This is a genomic window from Clostridium sp. BNL1100 (assembly GCF_000244875.1).
Lineage (GTDB): Bacteria > Bacillota > Clostridia > Acetivibrionales > DSM-1351 > Ruminiclostridium.
Genome location: NC_016791.1, coordinates 3433174 through 3449172, shown reverse-complemented (window position 1 = coordinate 3449172; position 15999 = coordinate 3433174). Strand labels below are relative to the sequence as shown.

The 15999-nt window shown below is 36.9% G+C and carries 18 protein-coding genes; 14 read left to right on the top strand and 4 right to left on the bottom strand.

Going from position 1 to position 15999, the window contains the following annotated elements:
- The first annotated feature begins 6 nt into the window (after positions 1 to 6).
- From CLO1100_RS14565 to trpA, 8 genes are all read left to right on the top strand, one after another.
- Entirely contained in the window at positions 7 to 1089 is a 1083-nt protein-coding gene (locus CLO1100_RS14565; protein WP_014314525.1) for an ABC transporter permease, read from the top strand.
- 12 nt (positions 1090 to 1101) lie between these two features.
- Positions 1102 to 2019 (top strand): ABC transporter permease, encoded by a 918-nt coding sequence (locus CLO1100_RS14560; protein WP_014314524.1) that lies wholly within the window; start codon positions 1102 to 1104, stop codon positions 2017 to 2019.
- Positions 2012 to 2581 (top strand): isochorismatase family cysteine hydrolase, encoded by a 570-nt coding sequence (locus CLO1100_RS14555; protein ID WP_014314523.1) that lies wholly within the window; start codon positions 2012 to 2014, stop codon positions 2579 to 2581. The genes CLO1100_RS14560 and CLO1100_RS14555 overlap by 8 nt, the downstream gene beginning before the upstream one ends.
- The gene (locus CLO1100_RS14550) at positions 2581 to 3534 is read left to right on the top strand and encodes a PfkB family carbohydrate kinase (RefSeq protein ID WP_014314522.1); all 954 of its coding nucleotides are present in this window, start codon (positions 2581 to 2583) and stop codon (positions 3532 to 3534) included. The genes CLO1100_RS14555 and CLO1100_RS14550 overlap by 1 nt, the downstream gene beginning before the upstream one ends.
- 8 nt (positions 3535 to 3542) lie before the next feature.
- A complete protein-coding gene (locus CLO1100_RS14545; RefSeq protein WP_014314521.1) occupies positions 3543 to 4301 on the top strand; it encodes a nucleoside phosphorylase in 759 nt (252 codons plus the stop codon).
- Entirely contained in the window at positions 4298 to 5086 is a 789-nt protein-coding gene (locus tag CLO1100_RS14540) for a BtpA/SgcQ family protein (RefSeq protein WP_014314520.1), read from the top strand. Before CLO1100_RS14545 ends, CLO1100_RS14540 begins: the two co-directional genes overlap by 4 nt.
- 30 nt (positions 5087 to 5116) lie before the next feature.
- The gene (locus CLO1100_RS14535) at positions 5117 to 6262 is read left to right on the top strand and encodes an iron-containing alcohol dehydrogenase (RefSeq protein WP_014314519.1); all 1146 of its coding nucleotides are present in this window, start codon (positions 5117 to 5119) and stop codon (positions 6260 to 6262) included.
- A 164-nt stretch (positions 6263 to 6426) separates the two neighbouring features.
- Positions 6427 to 7149, top strand: coding sequence for a tryptophan synthase subunit alpha (trpA, locus tag CLO1100_RS14530; RefSeq protein WP_014314518.1), 723 nt, complete (start codon positions 6427 to 6429; stop codon positions 7147 to 7149).
- Positions 7150 to 7216: 67 nt separating this feature from the next.
- Here trpA and CLO1100_RS14525 read toward each other — a convergent pair whose 3' ends face one another.
- Positions 7217 to 7687 (bottom strand): SurA N-terminal domain-containing protein, encoded by a 471-nt coding sequence (locus CLO1100_RS14525; protein ID WP_083826378.1) that lies wholly within the window; start codon positions 7685 to 7687, stop codon positions 7217 to 7219.
- Positions 7688 to 7976: 289 nt separating this feature from the next.
- Between CLO1100_RS14525 and rfbB the strand changes: the two genes are divergently transcribed.
- Positions 7977 to 8987 (top strand): dTDP-glucose 4,6-dehydratase, encoded by a 1011-nt coding sequence (gene rfbB, locus CLO1100_RS14520; protein ID WP_014314517.1) that lies wholly within the window; start codon positions 7977 to 7979, stop codon positions 8985 to 8987.
- Between the two features lie 58 nt (positions 8988 to 9045).
- Here rfbB and CLO1100_RS14515 read toward each other — a convergent pair whose 3' ends face one another.
- The 3 genes from CLO1100_RS14515 to CLO1100_RS14505 are packed head-to-tail and all read right to left on the bottom strand — an operon-like array spanning position 9046 to position 11952.
- Positions 9046 to 10098, bottom strand: coding sequence for an ABC transporter substrate-binding protein (locus tag CLO1100_RS14515; RefSeq protein WP_014314516.1), 1053 nt, complete (start codon positions 10096 to 10098; stop codon positions 9046 to 9048).
- Positions 10099 to 10109: 11 nt separating this feature from the next.
- Positions 10110 to 10871 (bottom strand): ABC transporter ATP-binding protein, encoded by a 762-nt coding sequence (locus CLO1100_RS14510; protein ID WP_014314515.1) that lies wholly within the window; start codon positions 10869 to 10871, stop codon positions 10110 to 10112.
- A 1-nt stretch (position 10872) separates the two neighbouring features.
- The gene (locus tag CLO1100_RS14505) at positions 10873 to 11952 is read right to left on the bottom strand and encodes an iron ABC transporter permease (RefSeq protein ID WP_242836582.1); all 1080 of its coding nucleotides are present in this window, start codon (positions 11950 to 11952) and stop codon (positions 10873 to 10875) included.
- A 333-nt stretch (positions 11953 to 12285) separates the two neighbouring features.
- Between CLO1100_RS14505 and CLO1100_RS14500 the strand changes: the two genes are divergently transcribed.
- The 5 genes from CLO1100_RS14500 to CLO1100_RS14480 all read left to right on the top strand — a co-directional run bounded on the left by CLO1100_RS14500 (position 12286) and on the right by CLO1100_RS14480 (position 15945).
- Positions 12286 to 13113 (top strand): hypothetical protein, encoded by an 828-nt coding sequence (locus CLO1100_RS14500; RefSeq protein ID WP_014314513.1) that lies wholly within the window; start codon positions 12286 to 12288, stop codon positions 13111 to 13113.
- Between the two features lie 129 nt (positions 13114 to 13242).
- Positions 13243 to 13878, top strand: coding sequence for an MBL fold metallo-hydrolase (locus CLO1100_RS14495; protein ID WP_014314512.1), 636 nt, complete (start codon positions 13243 to 13245; stop codon positions 13876 to 13878).
- Between the two features lie 34 nt (positions 13879 to 13912).
- Positions 13913 to 14473 carry a DNA-3-methyladenine glycosylase I gene (locus CLO1100_RS14490; RefSeq protein ID WP_014314511.1) on the top strand — a complete coding sequence of 187 codons (561 nt, stop codon included), beginning with the start codon at positions 13913 to 13915 and terminating at the stop codon, positions 14471 to 14473.
- 244 nt (positions 14474 to 14717) lie between these two features.
- Positions 14718 to 15743, top strand: a complete 1026-nt coding sequence (locus tag CLO1100_RS14485; protein ID WP_014314510.1) for a DUF2793 domain-containing protein — start codon at positions 14718 to 14720, stop codon at positions 15741 to 15743.
- Positions 15744 to 15756: 13 nt separating this feature from the next.
- Positions 15757 to 15945: a hypothetical protein gene (locus tag CLO1100_RS14480; protein ID WP_014314509.1), complete on the top strand. Its 189-nt coding sequence runs from the start codon at positions 15757 to 15759 to the stop codon at positions 15943 to 15945.
- The last annotated feature ends 54 nt before the right edge of the window (positions 15946 to 15999 follow it).

Genomic DNA, 15999 nt, shown 5'->3' with positions numbered 1-15999 from the left:
GAAATTATGAAGAAAAATAATACACTTTTAAAAAATATATTTAATGTTTTATTTCCGGTAATCAGTGCCCTTATATTAGGAGGGATTATAATTGCGGCAATTGGTGAAAATCCATTTTTGACCTATTCCGTAATGATTAAAAAATCTCTCTTTAGCCTGGACGGACTTTTGAAGACCTTGCACTTTGCAGCTCCTTTAATATTAACCGGTCTTGCAATTGCAATAACCTTCAAGGCAAATATCTTTAATATGGGTGTTGAAGGTCAGGCGGTGTTGGGTGCGTTTTTTGCCGGAGTAGTAGGCTTTACCGTAAAGGGACTACCACCTGTACTTCATATTACGTTATGTGTACTAACAGGTGTTGTTGTGGGAATGCTTTTTGCACTTATTCCTGCTCTGCTCAAGGCATACTTTAATGTAAATGAGATGGTTGTAACACTCATGCTCAACTATGTGGTTGTTGAAATAGTAAAGTTTCTTTCTCAGGGCGTTTTCAAAGACCCGGCATCAGGATATGTTTCAACCTATCCAATAGCGGAAAGTGCTATGTTTAAAAAAATATTCGGCTCTAATCTTACCGTATTCTTTTTTATAGCACTTATAGTTTTTGGAATTATGTATATAGTTTTCAATAAATCAAAACTTGGATATGAAGTAAAAGCTATCGGTAAAAACCCTGAGTTTTCGGAAGCCACTGGTATGAATGTTAGCAAGAAGATTATTATCATTATGCTTATAAGTGGTGCCATTAGCGGATTGGCAGGTGCCGGATTCCTCATGAGCGAGAAGTACCGATTTACTCTTGATTTTTCCGGAAGTCCGGGATTAGGCTGGGACGGTATGTTGATTGCACTTCTTGGCAGCCATAATCCTGTAGGTATTCTGGTGGCAGCTGTATTCTATGCAGCTTTGAAAACCGGAAGCGACTATATCGGCGTATTTACCAATGTTCCAAAGGATATTGTAGGTGTTATTCAGGGTATTTTGATACTGCTACTATCTGTAAAGTTCTTTAATGAACAGTTTCATTTGTTTGAGAAAGTTAAATTATTATGGAAGAAGTCTTCAAGTACAGACTTTAATAAATAGAGGTAGATGATTATGAGCTTATTGAATAACATTTTGTATGACATGATCTATCATAGTGCTCCGTTGATTCTTGCCGTACTGGGTGGATTATTTGCACACAAGGCAAACGTCCTTAATATTGGACTTGAAGGTATGATGCTTATGGGTGCTTTCAGTAGTACACTGTTTGTTCTGATTACGGGGAACTTGTGGTTAGGAGTTTTAATAAGTGTTTTATGTACACTTGTTTTGGGGCTAATTTTTTCGTTCTTTGGAATCACAATGAAAAGTAACTTTATTATTACAGGTTTCGGTATAAATATTTTTGTTGCAGCCTTAAGTTCATTTGTTCTTAAGTACATGGAAATGGCTAATATCAATGTCAGTTCTATTGTTAACACGGCAGGCTTAAAAATAAGTATACCCGTTATAAAGGATATACCCGTACTAAATTCACTTTTAAGCGGACACACAGCTATTACCTATTTAAGTATTATACTCATTGCTGTTGTCACCGTAATTATGTATAACACGAAATTCGGTGTTTACGTAAGGGTAGTTGGTGAGAATGAAGAAGCTGCAAAATCTGTTGGTATCAACAGTGCTGCAATAAAGTATATTGCCGTACTTATAGGAGCTGCTCTCTGCGGTTTGGCAGGTGCCAACCTGGCGGTTGAAAGAATGGCCCTGTTTACCAACAATATGACAGCAGGAAGAGGTTTTATCGCCATAGCAGCAATATATTGCGGACAAGCCAAGCCGATTAAGTCTGCTATGTACGCAATTCTTTTCGGACTTGCAAAGTCATTGGCCATAAACCTTGCTTTATTTGCAGGCCCGGTATCAGGCCTGTTTGAAATAGTACCATACCTGATGATTGTTATAGTACTGTTTGCGGTATCGGCTATTGAGAAACGACGTACTAATATAAGGGGGTTTAAGCTTGAATAATACAGCACTCATTATAGTAGACATGGTAAAGGATTTTACTGACCCCCAAGGGTTGGTGTTCTACCCTCAAAACCTTGAAATATTACCAAGAATAAAAAAGGTTCTTGATGAATGCAGGAAACATAATATGCTTGTTATCTTTCTGAGGCACAGCAACAGGAAGGATAAATTCGATAAAAATCTGATTAACATGCGTCCTAACTGTATCGAAGGCACCGGGGGAGATGAAATAGATCCAATGCTAACGGTTGATCCTGTGAAGGATTATGTAATTAAAAAAAGACGCTACAGCGGTTTTTTTGGTACTGACCTTGACATGGTACTAAGAGAAAATAAGATACAAAATGTCATAATTGTTGGTACTAAAACAAATTGCTGTATCCGAGCAACAGTAACAGATGCTTATTACCTGGATTATACTCCTATAGTGGTATCAGATTGTGTAGCAACCAATGACGAGACGGTTAATCAGGTTCACTTGACAGACATAAAAAAATATTTAGGCAAAGTAGTGACTTCACAGGAGCTTTTTAATCTCCTGGATAAAGGGGAGATGGTCTGATGAAATATGATGTTGTAATAAACGGATATGTCAGTTTGGACAGAATTATAAAAACAACAACTCCTTTAAGATACGGATATACTTCACTGGTAGAAAACAGTGATAATGCAAGGATTCAGTACGGAGGCTGTTCCACTAATATTGCTTATCTTTTGGCAAAGCTTAATATGAAGGCTCTTCCTGTTATCAGAGTAGGCGAAGATGACTACAGGGAGACAGGATTCTATGATCATCTCCAAAATGTTGGCGTATGCATGGATGCGGTCGAGATAGTTCCTAACGAAACAACTTCAAATTGCTACCTTATTGCAGATTCGGAAAATAACCATGTTACGATTTTTTATCCCGGAGCTATGGACAAAAAGTATGCAAAAGGAATGAATCCGGAGTTTTTCAGACAGTCACAGATTGGTGTTATGACTGTTGGATCATATGAAGATAATCTTGAATTTTACAAACAGTGTATGGCTGAAAAAGTTCCTCTGGTTTTTGGAATGAAATGTGATTTTGACGCTTTCCCTGAAAAATTCTTTAAAGAGGTTCTCTCCTCCAGCAGCATAATATTCTGCAATGAAGGTGAACAGGGAGAGATACAAAGGGTTTTCGAACTCAATGATATCAGGGAGTTGTTTGATAAGACAGCAGCACAGATTATAGTAACAACCTTGGGCAAGAAGGGGAGCATTTATTACCAAAAGACAGAAAACGGAATCTTATCCCATAGGATAACAGCAGCAGAGTTTGGAAGGGTAGTGGATACCACCGGTTCTGGAGATGCGTTTATGGCGGGCTTCCTGTACGGTTATCTCAAAGGCAGAAGCATAAAGGACTGTTGCAGCCTTGGCAGTGTACTTTCATCCTTTATCATTGAAAAGGTTGGGTGTACCACTAATGCTCCTTCTGAACAGGAATTCCTTGAGAGATTCGATAAATTTATAAAAGAGGAAGTGTGATATATAGAATGGAGACTTTATACTCAAAAACACGGGAAGAAGATATAGCAAAATACGTTCTCTTTTCAGGAGATCCCTGGAGAGTTGAGACAGTTGCAAGCCAGTTGGAAGATGTGAGGCATATAGCATTTGCAAGAGAATTTAACACCTATACAGGCTATTACAAAGGTGTTCGGATTACGGTAACATCAACGGGAATAGGTGCGCCATCGGCTGCAATTGCAATGGAGGAAATGTACCAGTGCGGTATGGAAGTAGCGGTACGCATGGGAACTACAATGGGCTTAAAGGATGATTTGCTTGGCAAGTTGATTATACCTACAGGTTCAATGAGAGAGGAAGCTACCAGCAAAACTTATGTGCCGGTATCTTATCCTGCGGTAGCAGATATTGATTTAATTAATTGTATGAATAAAAGTACTTTGAATAACAACAGAGAATATGTAAACGGATTATCCTGCACAATGGACGGTTTCTACAGTCAGATGAGAGATTCACGTCTTTCAGAAAAAATGCAAAGGGATATGAGTGAAACCTTTACTGCTCTCAAGAAATACAATATTTCCGCTGTGGATATGGAATCAAGCTGTATGCTGGTCCTCGCAAATCTGATGGGAATAAAGGCATGCATTGTTACAATGACAACTGTTCTTGAAAACCTGAAGGATTTTCTGAAAGGAGATGCAAGAAAACAATCAGAAATTGATTTGTGCAAAATCGCAATGGATGGACTTGTTATATATGATAAGGAGGTGGCTTCTAAATGAAGGGATTAGAATTTAAAGAAAAAGCTCTAGTAATAGGAATGGTACATTGTCTCGCACTGCCCGGAACACCTGACTTTTGCGGTGAAATGAAAAAAATAACCGACCAGGCTGTAAAGGATGCAATAGCACTTGAAAAGGCAGGAATGGATGCCATTATAATTGAAAATATGGGTGACAATGTGTTCGGAGTAAATCTTGACATTGAACAGTCATGTGCTCTTGCAGCTATAAGTGCTGTCGTTGCTCAAAATGTCAATATTCCTATCGGTATTGATGCGGCAATGAATGATTACAAAACCGCATTATCTATAGCAAAGGCAATAGGAGCTGATTTCGTCAGAATTCCTGTGTTTGTGGATACAGTAGAATTTTTCGGAGGAGTTATACAGCCTTGTGCCAGAGAAGCCATGAAATTCAGAAAGAATCTTAGCGCTGAAAATGTGAAAATTCTTGCAGATATTCAGGTTAAGCACACACACATGGTACTTACACATGTAAGCATTGAGGATTCTGCAAGAGCTGCGGAAGCATGCGGAGCGGATGCAATTATTGTAACAGGTACTCACATTGGGGTTGAGACTCCAATAGATATCATAAAGAGGGTAAAGAAAGTAACCAATATACCCGTAATTGCAGGAAGCGGCGTTAAAACAGGCAATATAAAAGAGCAACTTAGCATTGCAGACGGTGCCATAGTCGGTTCCAGCCTGAAAGAGGGCGGAAATATAAAAAACCCTATTTCGTTGGAACTTTGCACAGAGTTAATTAATGCATTGAATGTATAATGTAAATTAAAAATAAAGGACTGAATGTATATGATGAGACCAATGAAACTTGCCGGAAGCCAATTGATGTTCGGTGCAGGTTCACTTGCACACCTCAAAGCCCTGACGGGGAAGAGGGCGGTAATTGTAACCGGTGGCTCAAGCATGAAAAAAAGTGGAATTCTGCAAAAAACAATAGATTACTTAAAAGAAGCCGGAATAGAAAGTCGGGTATTTGAAGGTGTGGAACCTGATCCACTATTCAGTACGGTTTACAATGGTGCAGAGGTGATGAAACAGTACCAGCCTGATATAGTTGTGGGACTGGGCGGTGGGTCTGCAATGGATGCAGCAAAAGCAATGTGGGTATATTATGAACACCCTGAGCTGACAACCCTAAATGACATTGTACCTCCAAACACAGTACCAAAGCTAAGGAACAAGGCTATTCTTGTATGCATTCCTTCGACCAGTGGTACAGCAAGTGAAGTAAGCCGTTCTGTGGTAATTACAGATGACGAAACCCATATAAAATATGGAGTAGGAAATATGGAAATGATGCCGGATATCGCAATTTGCGACCCGGAGGTTACTGTTACGATGCCTGCAAAAATTACGGCTGAAACAGGTATGGATGCATTAACTCATGCACTGGAAGCACTTGTTTCAAACAGAGCAAATTATATTAGCAATATATTTGCGAAGAATGCAGCAAAGGATATTATATTAAATCTCCCAAAGGCGTGCAGTCAAGGAAGTGATATAGGATGCAGGGAAATTATGATTAATGCATCTATGGCTGCAGGAATGGCATTTACCAACGTTTCACTGGGAATAGTTCATTCTATGGCACATACGTTGGGAAGCTTTTTCGGAATTTCACACGGACTTGCTGATGCAGTGATACTGCCTTATGTAATGGAATTTAATTCACATAATTCCGATGCAAAGAATTCCTATGATGATTTGGCAAAAGAGCTGGGGGCAGAAAACTTAGTAAATGTGGTTCGTGAGCTGAATAAATCCATTGGAATTCCAAGTCATTTTGCAGAACTAATACCTGATGAAAAGAAATATACAGATGAGTTGGATGCAATGGCTGAAATGGCACTAAAGGACGGATGTACAAAAACTAATCCTGTTATTCCTTCAATAGAACAACTCAAGGAACTATTTATTAAAGTATATAGAGCTTAAAAAACAACTCGAATTTCCTGGTTGGTATGAAATTATTCTGGTGAATTTGCAGCATATCAAAGCATTTTATGTAAACTAATTAATATACTCTAACCTGAATAAGTAGTACCGCCGGGAAAGTAGAGTAAAAAATGATTATGCCGTAAGGCTTATGGAGGCTTAATGTGAAACTAATATGTTATTTATCCAACGGATACCCAACAATAGAGTCAAGCATAGAGATGGCTAAGGACTATATTGACGCAGGCTGTGACATTATTGAGGTGGATTTTCCTTCCTCTGACCCTTACCTTGAAGGGGAATATATCGCAAATAGAATGAAAGAGGCTCTTGCAGCCTGCAATGATTACGAAAAGTACATGGATGGAATTGTAGAGATTAAAAACAGCCATCCCAATACTAAGTTTATATTATTGTCCTATGAAAATACAATTCTTGAGATTGGGGTAGACCGTTTTATTAAGTTCTGTGTTGATAACAATATGATGGATCTTATCTATGTAGGAAAAGACAATCAGGAAGTTAAAAGCAAGCTTATTGCTAACGGTATAAAAATTTCCTGCTACGTTCAATTTCACATGGATGAAAATGAAATTAAGGCGGCAGTTGAGTCCAACGGATTTGTGTACATGCAGGCAAAGCCAACTACCAACAACGTTAATCCTAAATTCCCAACCCTCAAGGATTGTATAGATCATTTGAAGAGTCTAGGAATAAAAAGGGAGATATACTGCGGTGTGGGCATATATGCACCCGAAGACATAAAAATGGCCAAAGAAGCAGGAGCTGACGGTGTTTTTGTGGGAAGTACAGTACTTAAGCTTCATACGGATATTCCAAAAATGAAAGAAACAATTGCTTTGTTTAAAAAGACCTGCAATGAATAACAAAATGTAAATTAAGAAAAAACCATGTATATAGGGCTACTCACCTTATACATGGTTTTTTGTTATATTATTTTAAAAATGACTCTGCTTTAGTCTTACTTTTTAAGTCTTTTATTTTTTGTTTATAAAATTCAGAGAATTTAGAATTATGCTCATTGTTATTTTCTATCTTAGCCTTATTAAACTTTTGCTTTAATGCATTGTTATAAGCTCCGCGTATCAAAGCCTTTTTATAAGCAGGTTTAACACTTTCCCAGTATTCATTCTCACTAATTTTTAACCCGCTAAGGTATTCCTTAAATGCTTCATATTGTTTACTGTCCATCTTTATTGCTTCCTGAGCTGATTTTATAGCAGCTTCAACCTGTTGATCAGATACGTGAAATCCCTCCTTAACAGCCTGCATATAAACTACGTGGCTCTCAACTATTTTGTCCAATATTTCCTTATCTGACAACTTATTTTCACTATTTATCATTACTTTGTATGTGTCAAAGCCTTTTTTAGTAATTTTCTCTCCATTAATAGTTGCAACTATATCATTCCCAGCATTAGTTAATGCCTATGACTGTGCCATCCCAAAAAGTTTCGCAGCACTCTCACTTTTTCCATATAGCTTCCACCCAATTTTTCGTACTATATTTTTATATGGATTTTCTTTTATCCGTCTGTATTTAATTAAGGTTAAAGGATGTTTTATAAAAATATAAGTTTAAAAACAGTAAGACAACTTTATACTTATAGTTGCTTTTCTGTTGATTAATGAATATCTGCTTTCTATATAAAGACCTTTATGCTAAATTATAATTGTAAAAGGAGAATTTAGTATGAAAACTTATTTAATAACTGGCGGAGCAGGATTTATAGGTTCTAATTTTATCAGGTATATGTTAAAAAACCACAAAGATATTTATATAATTAATGTAGACAAGCTCACTTACGCTGGTAACCCGGATAATTTAACAGGAGCCTTAATTAATGACACAAACTATAAGTTTTATTGCTGTGATATATGTGATAAAGAGAAAATAGAAGAGATATTTAATAGACATAAAATTGACTATATAGTCAATTTTGCAGCAGAAAGCCATGTAGACCGCTCCATGACCAACACAATGGAATTTATCGAAACCAATATAACGGGAACCGTAAACTTAATGGATGTTGCCAAAAAAGCCTGGGAAATTAGGGAGAATGAATATATTAATGGTGTCAGGTTTTTGCAAATATCCACAGATGAGGTATATGGTTCCTGTACTGTATGTTGTTCTGAAGAAGCTCCTTTGAACCCTCATAATCCATATTCTTGCAGCAAGGCAGCTGCTGAATTCTATGTAAAATGCTATTGGGATGCATACAGGCTTCCTGTCAATATTACTCGAAGCTCAAACAATTACGGCCCGTATCAATACCCGGAGAAGCTGATTCCGGTGATGATACATAATACAATGGAGAATCGCAAACTTCCGGTATATGGTGATGGGATGCAGCAGAGGGACTGGTTATATGTTGAAGACAATTGCAGGGCAATAGACCTGGTTTTACATAAGGGTGAACCCGGTGAAGTTTACAATATAGCTACAGAGAAAAAAGATCATAACCGGTTTGTGGTAGATAAGATTTTAACTTATATAAAAGGCGAAGTTCGTGAAGATATGATTCAGCATGTACAGGACAGAAAGGCATCAGACCTGTGTTACAGCATCGGTACTAAAAAAATCCGGGAAAAGTTGGGGTGGAATCCATCGGTTGATTTCGATAAAGGACTCAAAAAAACCATACAGTGGTATTTGGATAATAAAAAATGGTTGGATAAAGTCCTTAATAAACAAAAATGAGACTATTGCAAAACAGAAAAACTTTCTGTTTTGCAGCAGCCCCATTTTTGAAGAACTACTATTGGAACAGCTCAGGGTAAAGCTCTTTTGCAAGCTTTTCAAGACCGTCCAGACTCTGATAGCTATAGCCAAATAAATGGTTGTAGTTGGCTACAAACACCTGCTTATTTTTAACAGCATCTAAACTTTCAAGCTTTGGGTTTGTTATAATATTATTAATGGTGGCATTCTCATCCTTTTGAGTTGCAGCTTCTCCTTCAGTGTCCCAGTGCAATGTCATAAGAATATCGGGATTCTGCTCAATTAAGGCTTCAACACTGATTTCGCCTTGCTCTTTTTCAAATACATTTTGGAGTTTAAGCATTCGGAACATGTCATTAAAGAAGGTTTCGTTGTAGGCAGCATAAATGGATAAACTTTCAGGTTCGCTTGAGTGTATGTATGCAAAAGTTTTATCCTGCTTTATAGCCTTCAGGGCATCCTGTACCGTTTTCTGTCGTGCCTTTAATTTATCAGCAAATTCCTGTGCCTTTTCCTGAACACCGAAAATTTTACCTATCATTTCAATGTCCTTGTATATGGACTCGAATGTACCTCCGGTTATGGAAGATTCCATTACATATGTATTTATACCCATTTCATTCAAAGCGTCAACGGTTCCCACACCCCAGTCTGCATTGTCAAAAAGTCCGCCCCTTCCGAAAATAAAGTCAGGGTTTACACTCATTGCAACCTCTTTGCTGATATATGACTTGCCAAGATTGGTAAGCTTATTGAATTCTTCCGATACAGATTTATCAGGTATACCGAAAACACCGCCCACACCAACAATTTTATCCGTCAGACCAAGATGAATTAAAAACTCAGCGGCGGTACGTGTTGTAGCTACTATTCTTTCGGGTGCCTTCTCAAATGTGATATCTTTTTCCAGCCATTCAGTACCTCCTTCTGCCTTAGTATAGTTTTTAACAATCAGGGGGTAAGAAGTGGTTGTTTCTTTAGAATCAGCGGTTGAAGCCGAATTTTGTGCAGCAGGTTCAGTTCCACAGCCTGTCAGAAAAAAGGTTAATGTCATTATTATTGCTGTAAAAAGTGTTGTTATTTTCTTCATAAAGATTCTCCTTAAATTTGATATACAAAGCTTAAATTTTTTGAAACCGGGTTCTCATAAATCTTGCACTTAACATAATATAAATCCGCTACAAGTTCTTCTGTAAAAAGCTCTTTGGGTTTTCCATGTGCAATTATCTTGCCTTTTTTCATGGCATAAATATAATCACAATATTCCGCTGACATCTGCAAGTCATGCAATGCAGCAAGTACACCAATATTCAAATTTCTAACACAGTGGAGTACTTCCAGTTGATAACGTATATCAAGATGATTGGTAGGTTCATCTAATACTAAAAAAGAAGGCTGCTGTGCAATTGCCCGGGCAAGAATAACACGCTGTTTCTCTCCGCCCGATAGTGTTAAATAGCTTCTGTTCACATATTCTGTCAGATTGGTTTTTTGTATTGCCTGATGGACAATGTCCAGATCCTCTTTGGTATCGGAGTCCAAAAGCTTTTTGTGAGGGGTTCGTCCAAGCATAACCATTTGAAAAACAGTCAGGTCAAAGCTAATTTCATTGAACTGGCCTACAACACTCATTTTCTGAGATACTTTTTTTGGGGGGGTGTTCAGCAAATCAACATTATCTAAAAACACTGAACCTCCTTGGGGTTTCAGACTTTTGTAGATACTTTTAAGCATGGTGGATTTACCGCAGCCGTTTGCACCGATAATCCCCACAAATTGCTTGTTTTTTACCCTCAGTGAAACATCTTTTACAATTTCTTTCTTATTAATTGATACATTAAGATTTTTAACGTTAAGTTCCATACTATCCTCCAAAATTATATCCTTTTTTTACAATAATATAGATAAACATTGGTGCTCCTATGATGGAGGTAATAATACCGATTGGCAGCTCAACATTTTCTACAATTATTCTGGAGAACACATCTGCCCAGATTAAAAACAGAGAGCCTATTAATGCAGTCATAGGTAGCATACGTTTGTGGTCAGAACCGATAAAGCCTCTGACAATATGAGGTATAATAAGACCAATAAAGCCTATCATTCCGGAGTAAGCAACAACAACTCCTGTTAACAGAGAAGTAAGCAGCATATAAAATCTTCTGTACTTTGAAAGAGGGATACCTAGTGTCGTTGCAGCCTCATCACCTAAAAGCATGGTATTGAGTATCCTATGCTGAAATAGAAAAAATACGGTTACGATGCTTACAACAAGGGCTAGAACAGGTATCTTACTCCAGCCTGATGAAGCGAGACTTCCCATAGCCCAAAAGGTAACGTTTTTCATACCTTCCGCATTATTGGAAAAATAAACAATAATGCTTGAGAATGAACTGAATAAGGCACTAATAACCGAACCTGACAACACCAGCTTCATTGATGTCATCCGACCCCCCACACTTGATAGCAATAAAACTGCCATAGAGGCAAGCACTGCACCTAAAAAGGCACCAAATGTCAAACCAAACTGTGAAAAAATTGTCCCTCCACCGAAGCCAATTAAAATAGCAAATGTGGCTCCTAAAGAGGAACCGGACGAAATACCTAATATGTACGGGTCGGCAAGAGGGTTCTGTACCAGAGCTTGCATAACGGCACCGCTTACCGCAAGAGCTGTTCCAATGAAAACAGCAAAAAGAATTCTTGGAATTCTGACCTGCCAGACAATGTTAACAAAGGCTTTTGGTATATTTTCAAGAGAACCGAAAGCACCGCCTGTAATTTTGTTAACCAGAATATTGAAAGTTTGTTTCAGAGGAACATCTGCTTGGCCTACCGATGCCGAGAAACACAGGGAGAAAATGATGGCAGCAAGCAAGGTAACTACTGCGGTGAAATAGATTCCCTTTATCTCAAATAATTGTTTGTTCTTTATTAAAAACACCTCCTTCAATTTACTATTTTGATTTGGCTCAAATATGGTTAGCATGTGCTAACTTTATAAAATATAGCATATGCTATTTAAAAAAGTCAAGCTAAATGATAACAATTATCATTTGGAGAGTAATAATCTATTAATATCCTGGGAAATATTTATTAATTTTTATAAGTTACTAAAACAGAGATAATAGTTGCATATTCATGTATATTGGGGGATATTTTAATTTTTTCCGATAAATGTTAATTGACTGGGGTTTACTGGTAATCTAACATTTGATATATGTTTAACATTTTGTACAAAGTGATACATAATTAAAAAAGTATAAGAGGAGAATATATGATTAGCAAAAAACAAATAAAGTTAATAACTATATGTACTATTTTGTGCTTGACACTTACTTTAATTATACAACCGGCATTTGCAAGCACTGCAATCGGCAACTTTGAGATTGAACCCAATGATTCCGCAGAAAATGCAAACATAATTAAAGCAGGTAGTCCTTTCCTTGGTAAGTTAAGTTCTGGAAGTGATACTGATTTTTATAGTTATACATGTACTGAACCTAGTAAAATAAAGTTAGTATTCATTCCACAGACATCAAATACTGTAAATTATTATTTATATTTGTGGGATATAACTAGTGGGAAAACTATAAGAGCAGGATATTTAACAAACATAGGCCTAACAGAAAATATCGAATTTACAGGTGAGACCAATCACGAATATCAGTTCCTTGTAACCGGAGACAAGGAATCTGATACATATTACCAAGCTGCATTAAATGCAACTCCTACTAGAGTAGCAATTCAGAATTTGGAGTCTGAACCTAACAACACACCTGAAGAAGCAAACATAGTTCAAATGGGTATACCTTTCCGAGGAAAATTAAGTTCTGGAGACGATGTTGATTATTTTACGTTTAAGTGTACTACAACCGGTAATCTTAGGTTAGTATTCATACCACAGATATCAAATACTGTAACCTATTATACATACATATGGGATATGACCACTGGTGAGGTTATAAGACAAGGAAATCTGGCAATAAAAGATAAATCTGAATATTACAACTTCACAGGTGTAGCCAATCATGAATACCTGTTTGCTGTAGCGGGAGATAGTGCATCTTATTATAACTATCAAGCTTCTGTATTTACTTATTAATAATAAATGTTAAATAAAGACCTCTTATCGTATGTAATCATATGAAGGAGGTCTTTTCCAATTTTATTTAAACTCTGGTGAATTTATAGTAAAATATGTATAAAACTTAGTTTAAATAGGAGGATAAATATGAAGATTAAATGGTTTGGACATTCGTGTTTTCTTATAACTTCGGATAATGGTACAAGGATATTGACAGACCCTTTTGATGAAAAGGTGGGTTATCCTCTTCCGCATACAGAGGCAGAGATTGTAACAGTAAGTCATAATCATTATGACCATGACAATGTTGGGGCGGTGAAGGGCGGTTTTAAGCATATAAAAGATGCAGGTGATTTTACCCACGGAGATATAGGTATAAAAGGAATATCAACTTTTCATGATGAATTGGGTGGTACAAAAAGGGGTAAAAATATAGTATTCATTTATTCCATTGATGGTATGACTATTTGTCATTTGGGAGATTTGGGACATGTTTTATCTGAAGAACAGCTTAAGGAAATCGGAAAGGTAGATGTGCTTTTACTTCCGATAGGTGGCGTATACACAATTGACGGAGATACGGCAATAGAAGTTATTAAATCAATTAATCCCAAGATTTCAATTCCAATGCACTATAAGACAGATCATCTGACTTTTGAATTGGCAGAGCCGGAAAGTTTTCTGGAAAAAATGGACGGTAAAAGGTACCCTGGTAATGAGATTACAATAAATGCAGATAATTTATCCGAATATCCGAAAGTTGTGGCACTGGATTATTTATAGATAAAAATTAAACTATGAAAAGAAAGGGTTTTCTATGAGTGCTTGTTTATGGCCCGGCAATAATCCTATTATGAAACAATATCACGATAACGAATGGTGCAGACCAAGTTATGATGATTCATATATATTTGAAATGCTTACTTTGGAAGGGGCTCAAAGCGGATTATCCTGGAGTATCGTACTATCGAAAAGAGAAGAATATAAAAAAGCTTTTAGGAATTTCGATATCCGGTATTGTTCAACGCTGAGCGATGAAGAACTGGAAAATATCAAAAATGAATATAATGTTATTAAAAGCCCCTTGAAATTAAGGTCTGTCAGAAGCAATGCCTTAGCAGTACTTAAAATACAAACAGAGTTTGTAAGTTTTTCAGATTACCTGTGGCGTTACGTTGATTATCGCCCTCAGATAAATATTTCGGAATCCGATGAACAAATTCCTGCAAAAACTCCCATGTCAGAAGAAATAAGCAAGGATTTGAAGAAGAGACACTTCAAATTTGTTGGTCCTGTTATAATATATTCATTTATGCAGGCAATCGGTATGGTGGATGATCATATAAGATCATGTCCGTATCATACAATAAACAGATAAAATAATCCCATAAAAACTAAAGTATAAGCAATTAATTGACGAGCAGAAGGTAGCCGTGTAAGCGGTATATTCTAAAAAGAGTGTCGTAAAACTACGTTTTCGTAGGAGCGATACTCTTTTTTTAGTTGCTGGATGTAACTTGGGTACTAATTGAACCTAAATATGTAAAAAATAGGTTGTAATATAAGGCATTCATATTACTTTTAATAATGTGAGTAAAATCAAAAAACTAGGAGGTATTTCAATGACTCAAAAAATTATTATTAGAAAAGGTACCAAAAGCGAACTGATCAATTATGGTGCATTGGAGCTTGGTGAACTTGGTTTCTGTACGGATACCAAAGAGGTCTATGTAGGTGATGGTACTCTGAATTTTTTAGTGGGCGCTGCAATGAAAGGTACACTTGCTAACCGTCCAGAACCATCAACCAGTGGAAGATTCTATTTTGTGATTTCGGGAGACGACAGAGGCACTCTTTATTATGATGACGGTTCGACATGGTATAAGATTAATAACTATTCTGTTGGGGAACTAAAAGGTACGCTGGATGATATTAAAGACGGTATAAACTATAAAAAAGTCAGGGCTGAGGATCTTACGGAAGGTCATGTGAACAAGGTTTCTGATGGTAAGAATGTAAAAACTGCAGCAGAAATAAAGGAGCACATAGACAATCCTGAAATACACAGAAAAATAAATGATTCAGGGTTTGCTACTACTGACCTTTGGTCTGCTCAAAAAATTAAAACTGAAATTTTTAATGCAATAAAGGGCCTAGACTGGCAGGATAGTGTCAAATCATTAAATGTCAGGACTGTACCTGCGAATCCACAAATTCACGACAGATATATTATTTCTGCTGAAGCAGAAGGGTTATTTAGTGGAAAAGAAGGCCAGATTGCTGATTGGAACGGCTTCTCTTGGGATTTCTATGTACCTTCAACAGGTTGGGCCGTGTATGTAGAAGATCAAAACAAGAATTATACATATAATTTGTCAAACCAATGGGTTGTAACCGGAGGTGCAAACCAGACAGTCGAAGCCGGGAAAGGTCTTGTTGGAGGCGGTTCGCTGGATACTATAACCATTGATGTCGGTGCCGGAAACGGTGTGGAAGTAAATGAAGATTCCGTGTCTGTAAAGCCTTACCATGGAATAAACGTAGACATCAATGGAGTTAGTGTAAATATTGATAATGATTCAATAATATTCGACGATGAAAACGGATATACACTGACAATCGGAAAAATTGACGGTGGATCTTTCTAAGGTGGTGCTTTAAATGGAAAATAATAAAACCCTTATATGTATACGAAGGGGAAGTGAATCCGAGCTGAAAGAATTTATTCTTCAAGAGGGCGAACTTGGATTTACCACTGATACACATGAATTGTTTATAGGATCAAGTTGCGGAAATTTATTGCTATCAAAGGGTAAACAAAAACGTAAGAAATCTGACAAGAATAAATAAGTTTAAGTAAAAGTAAGTGAATGTAAACAAAATTTTTACGTTTGCTTACTTTTA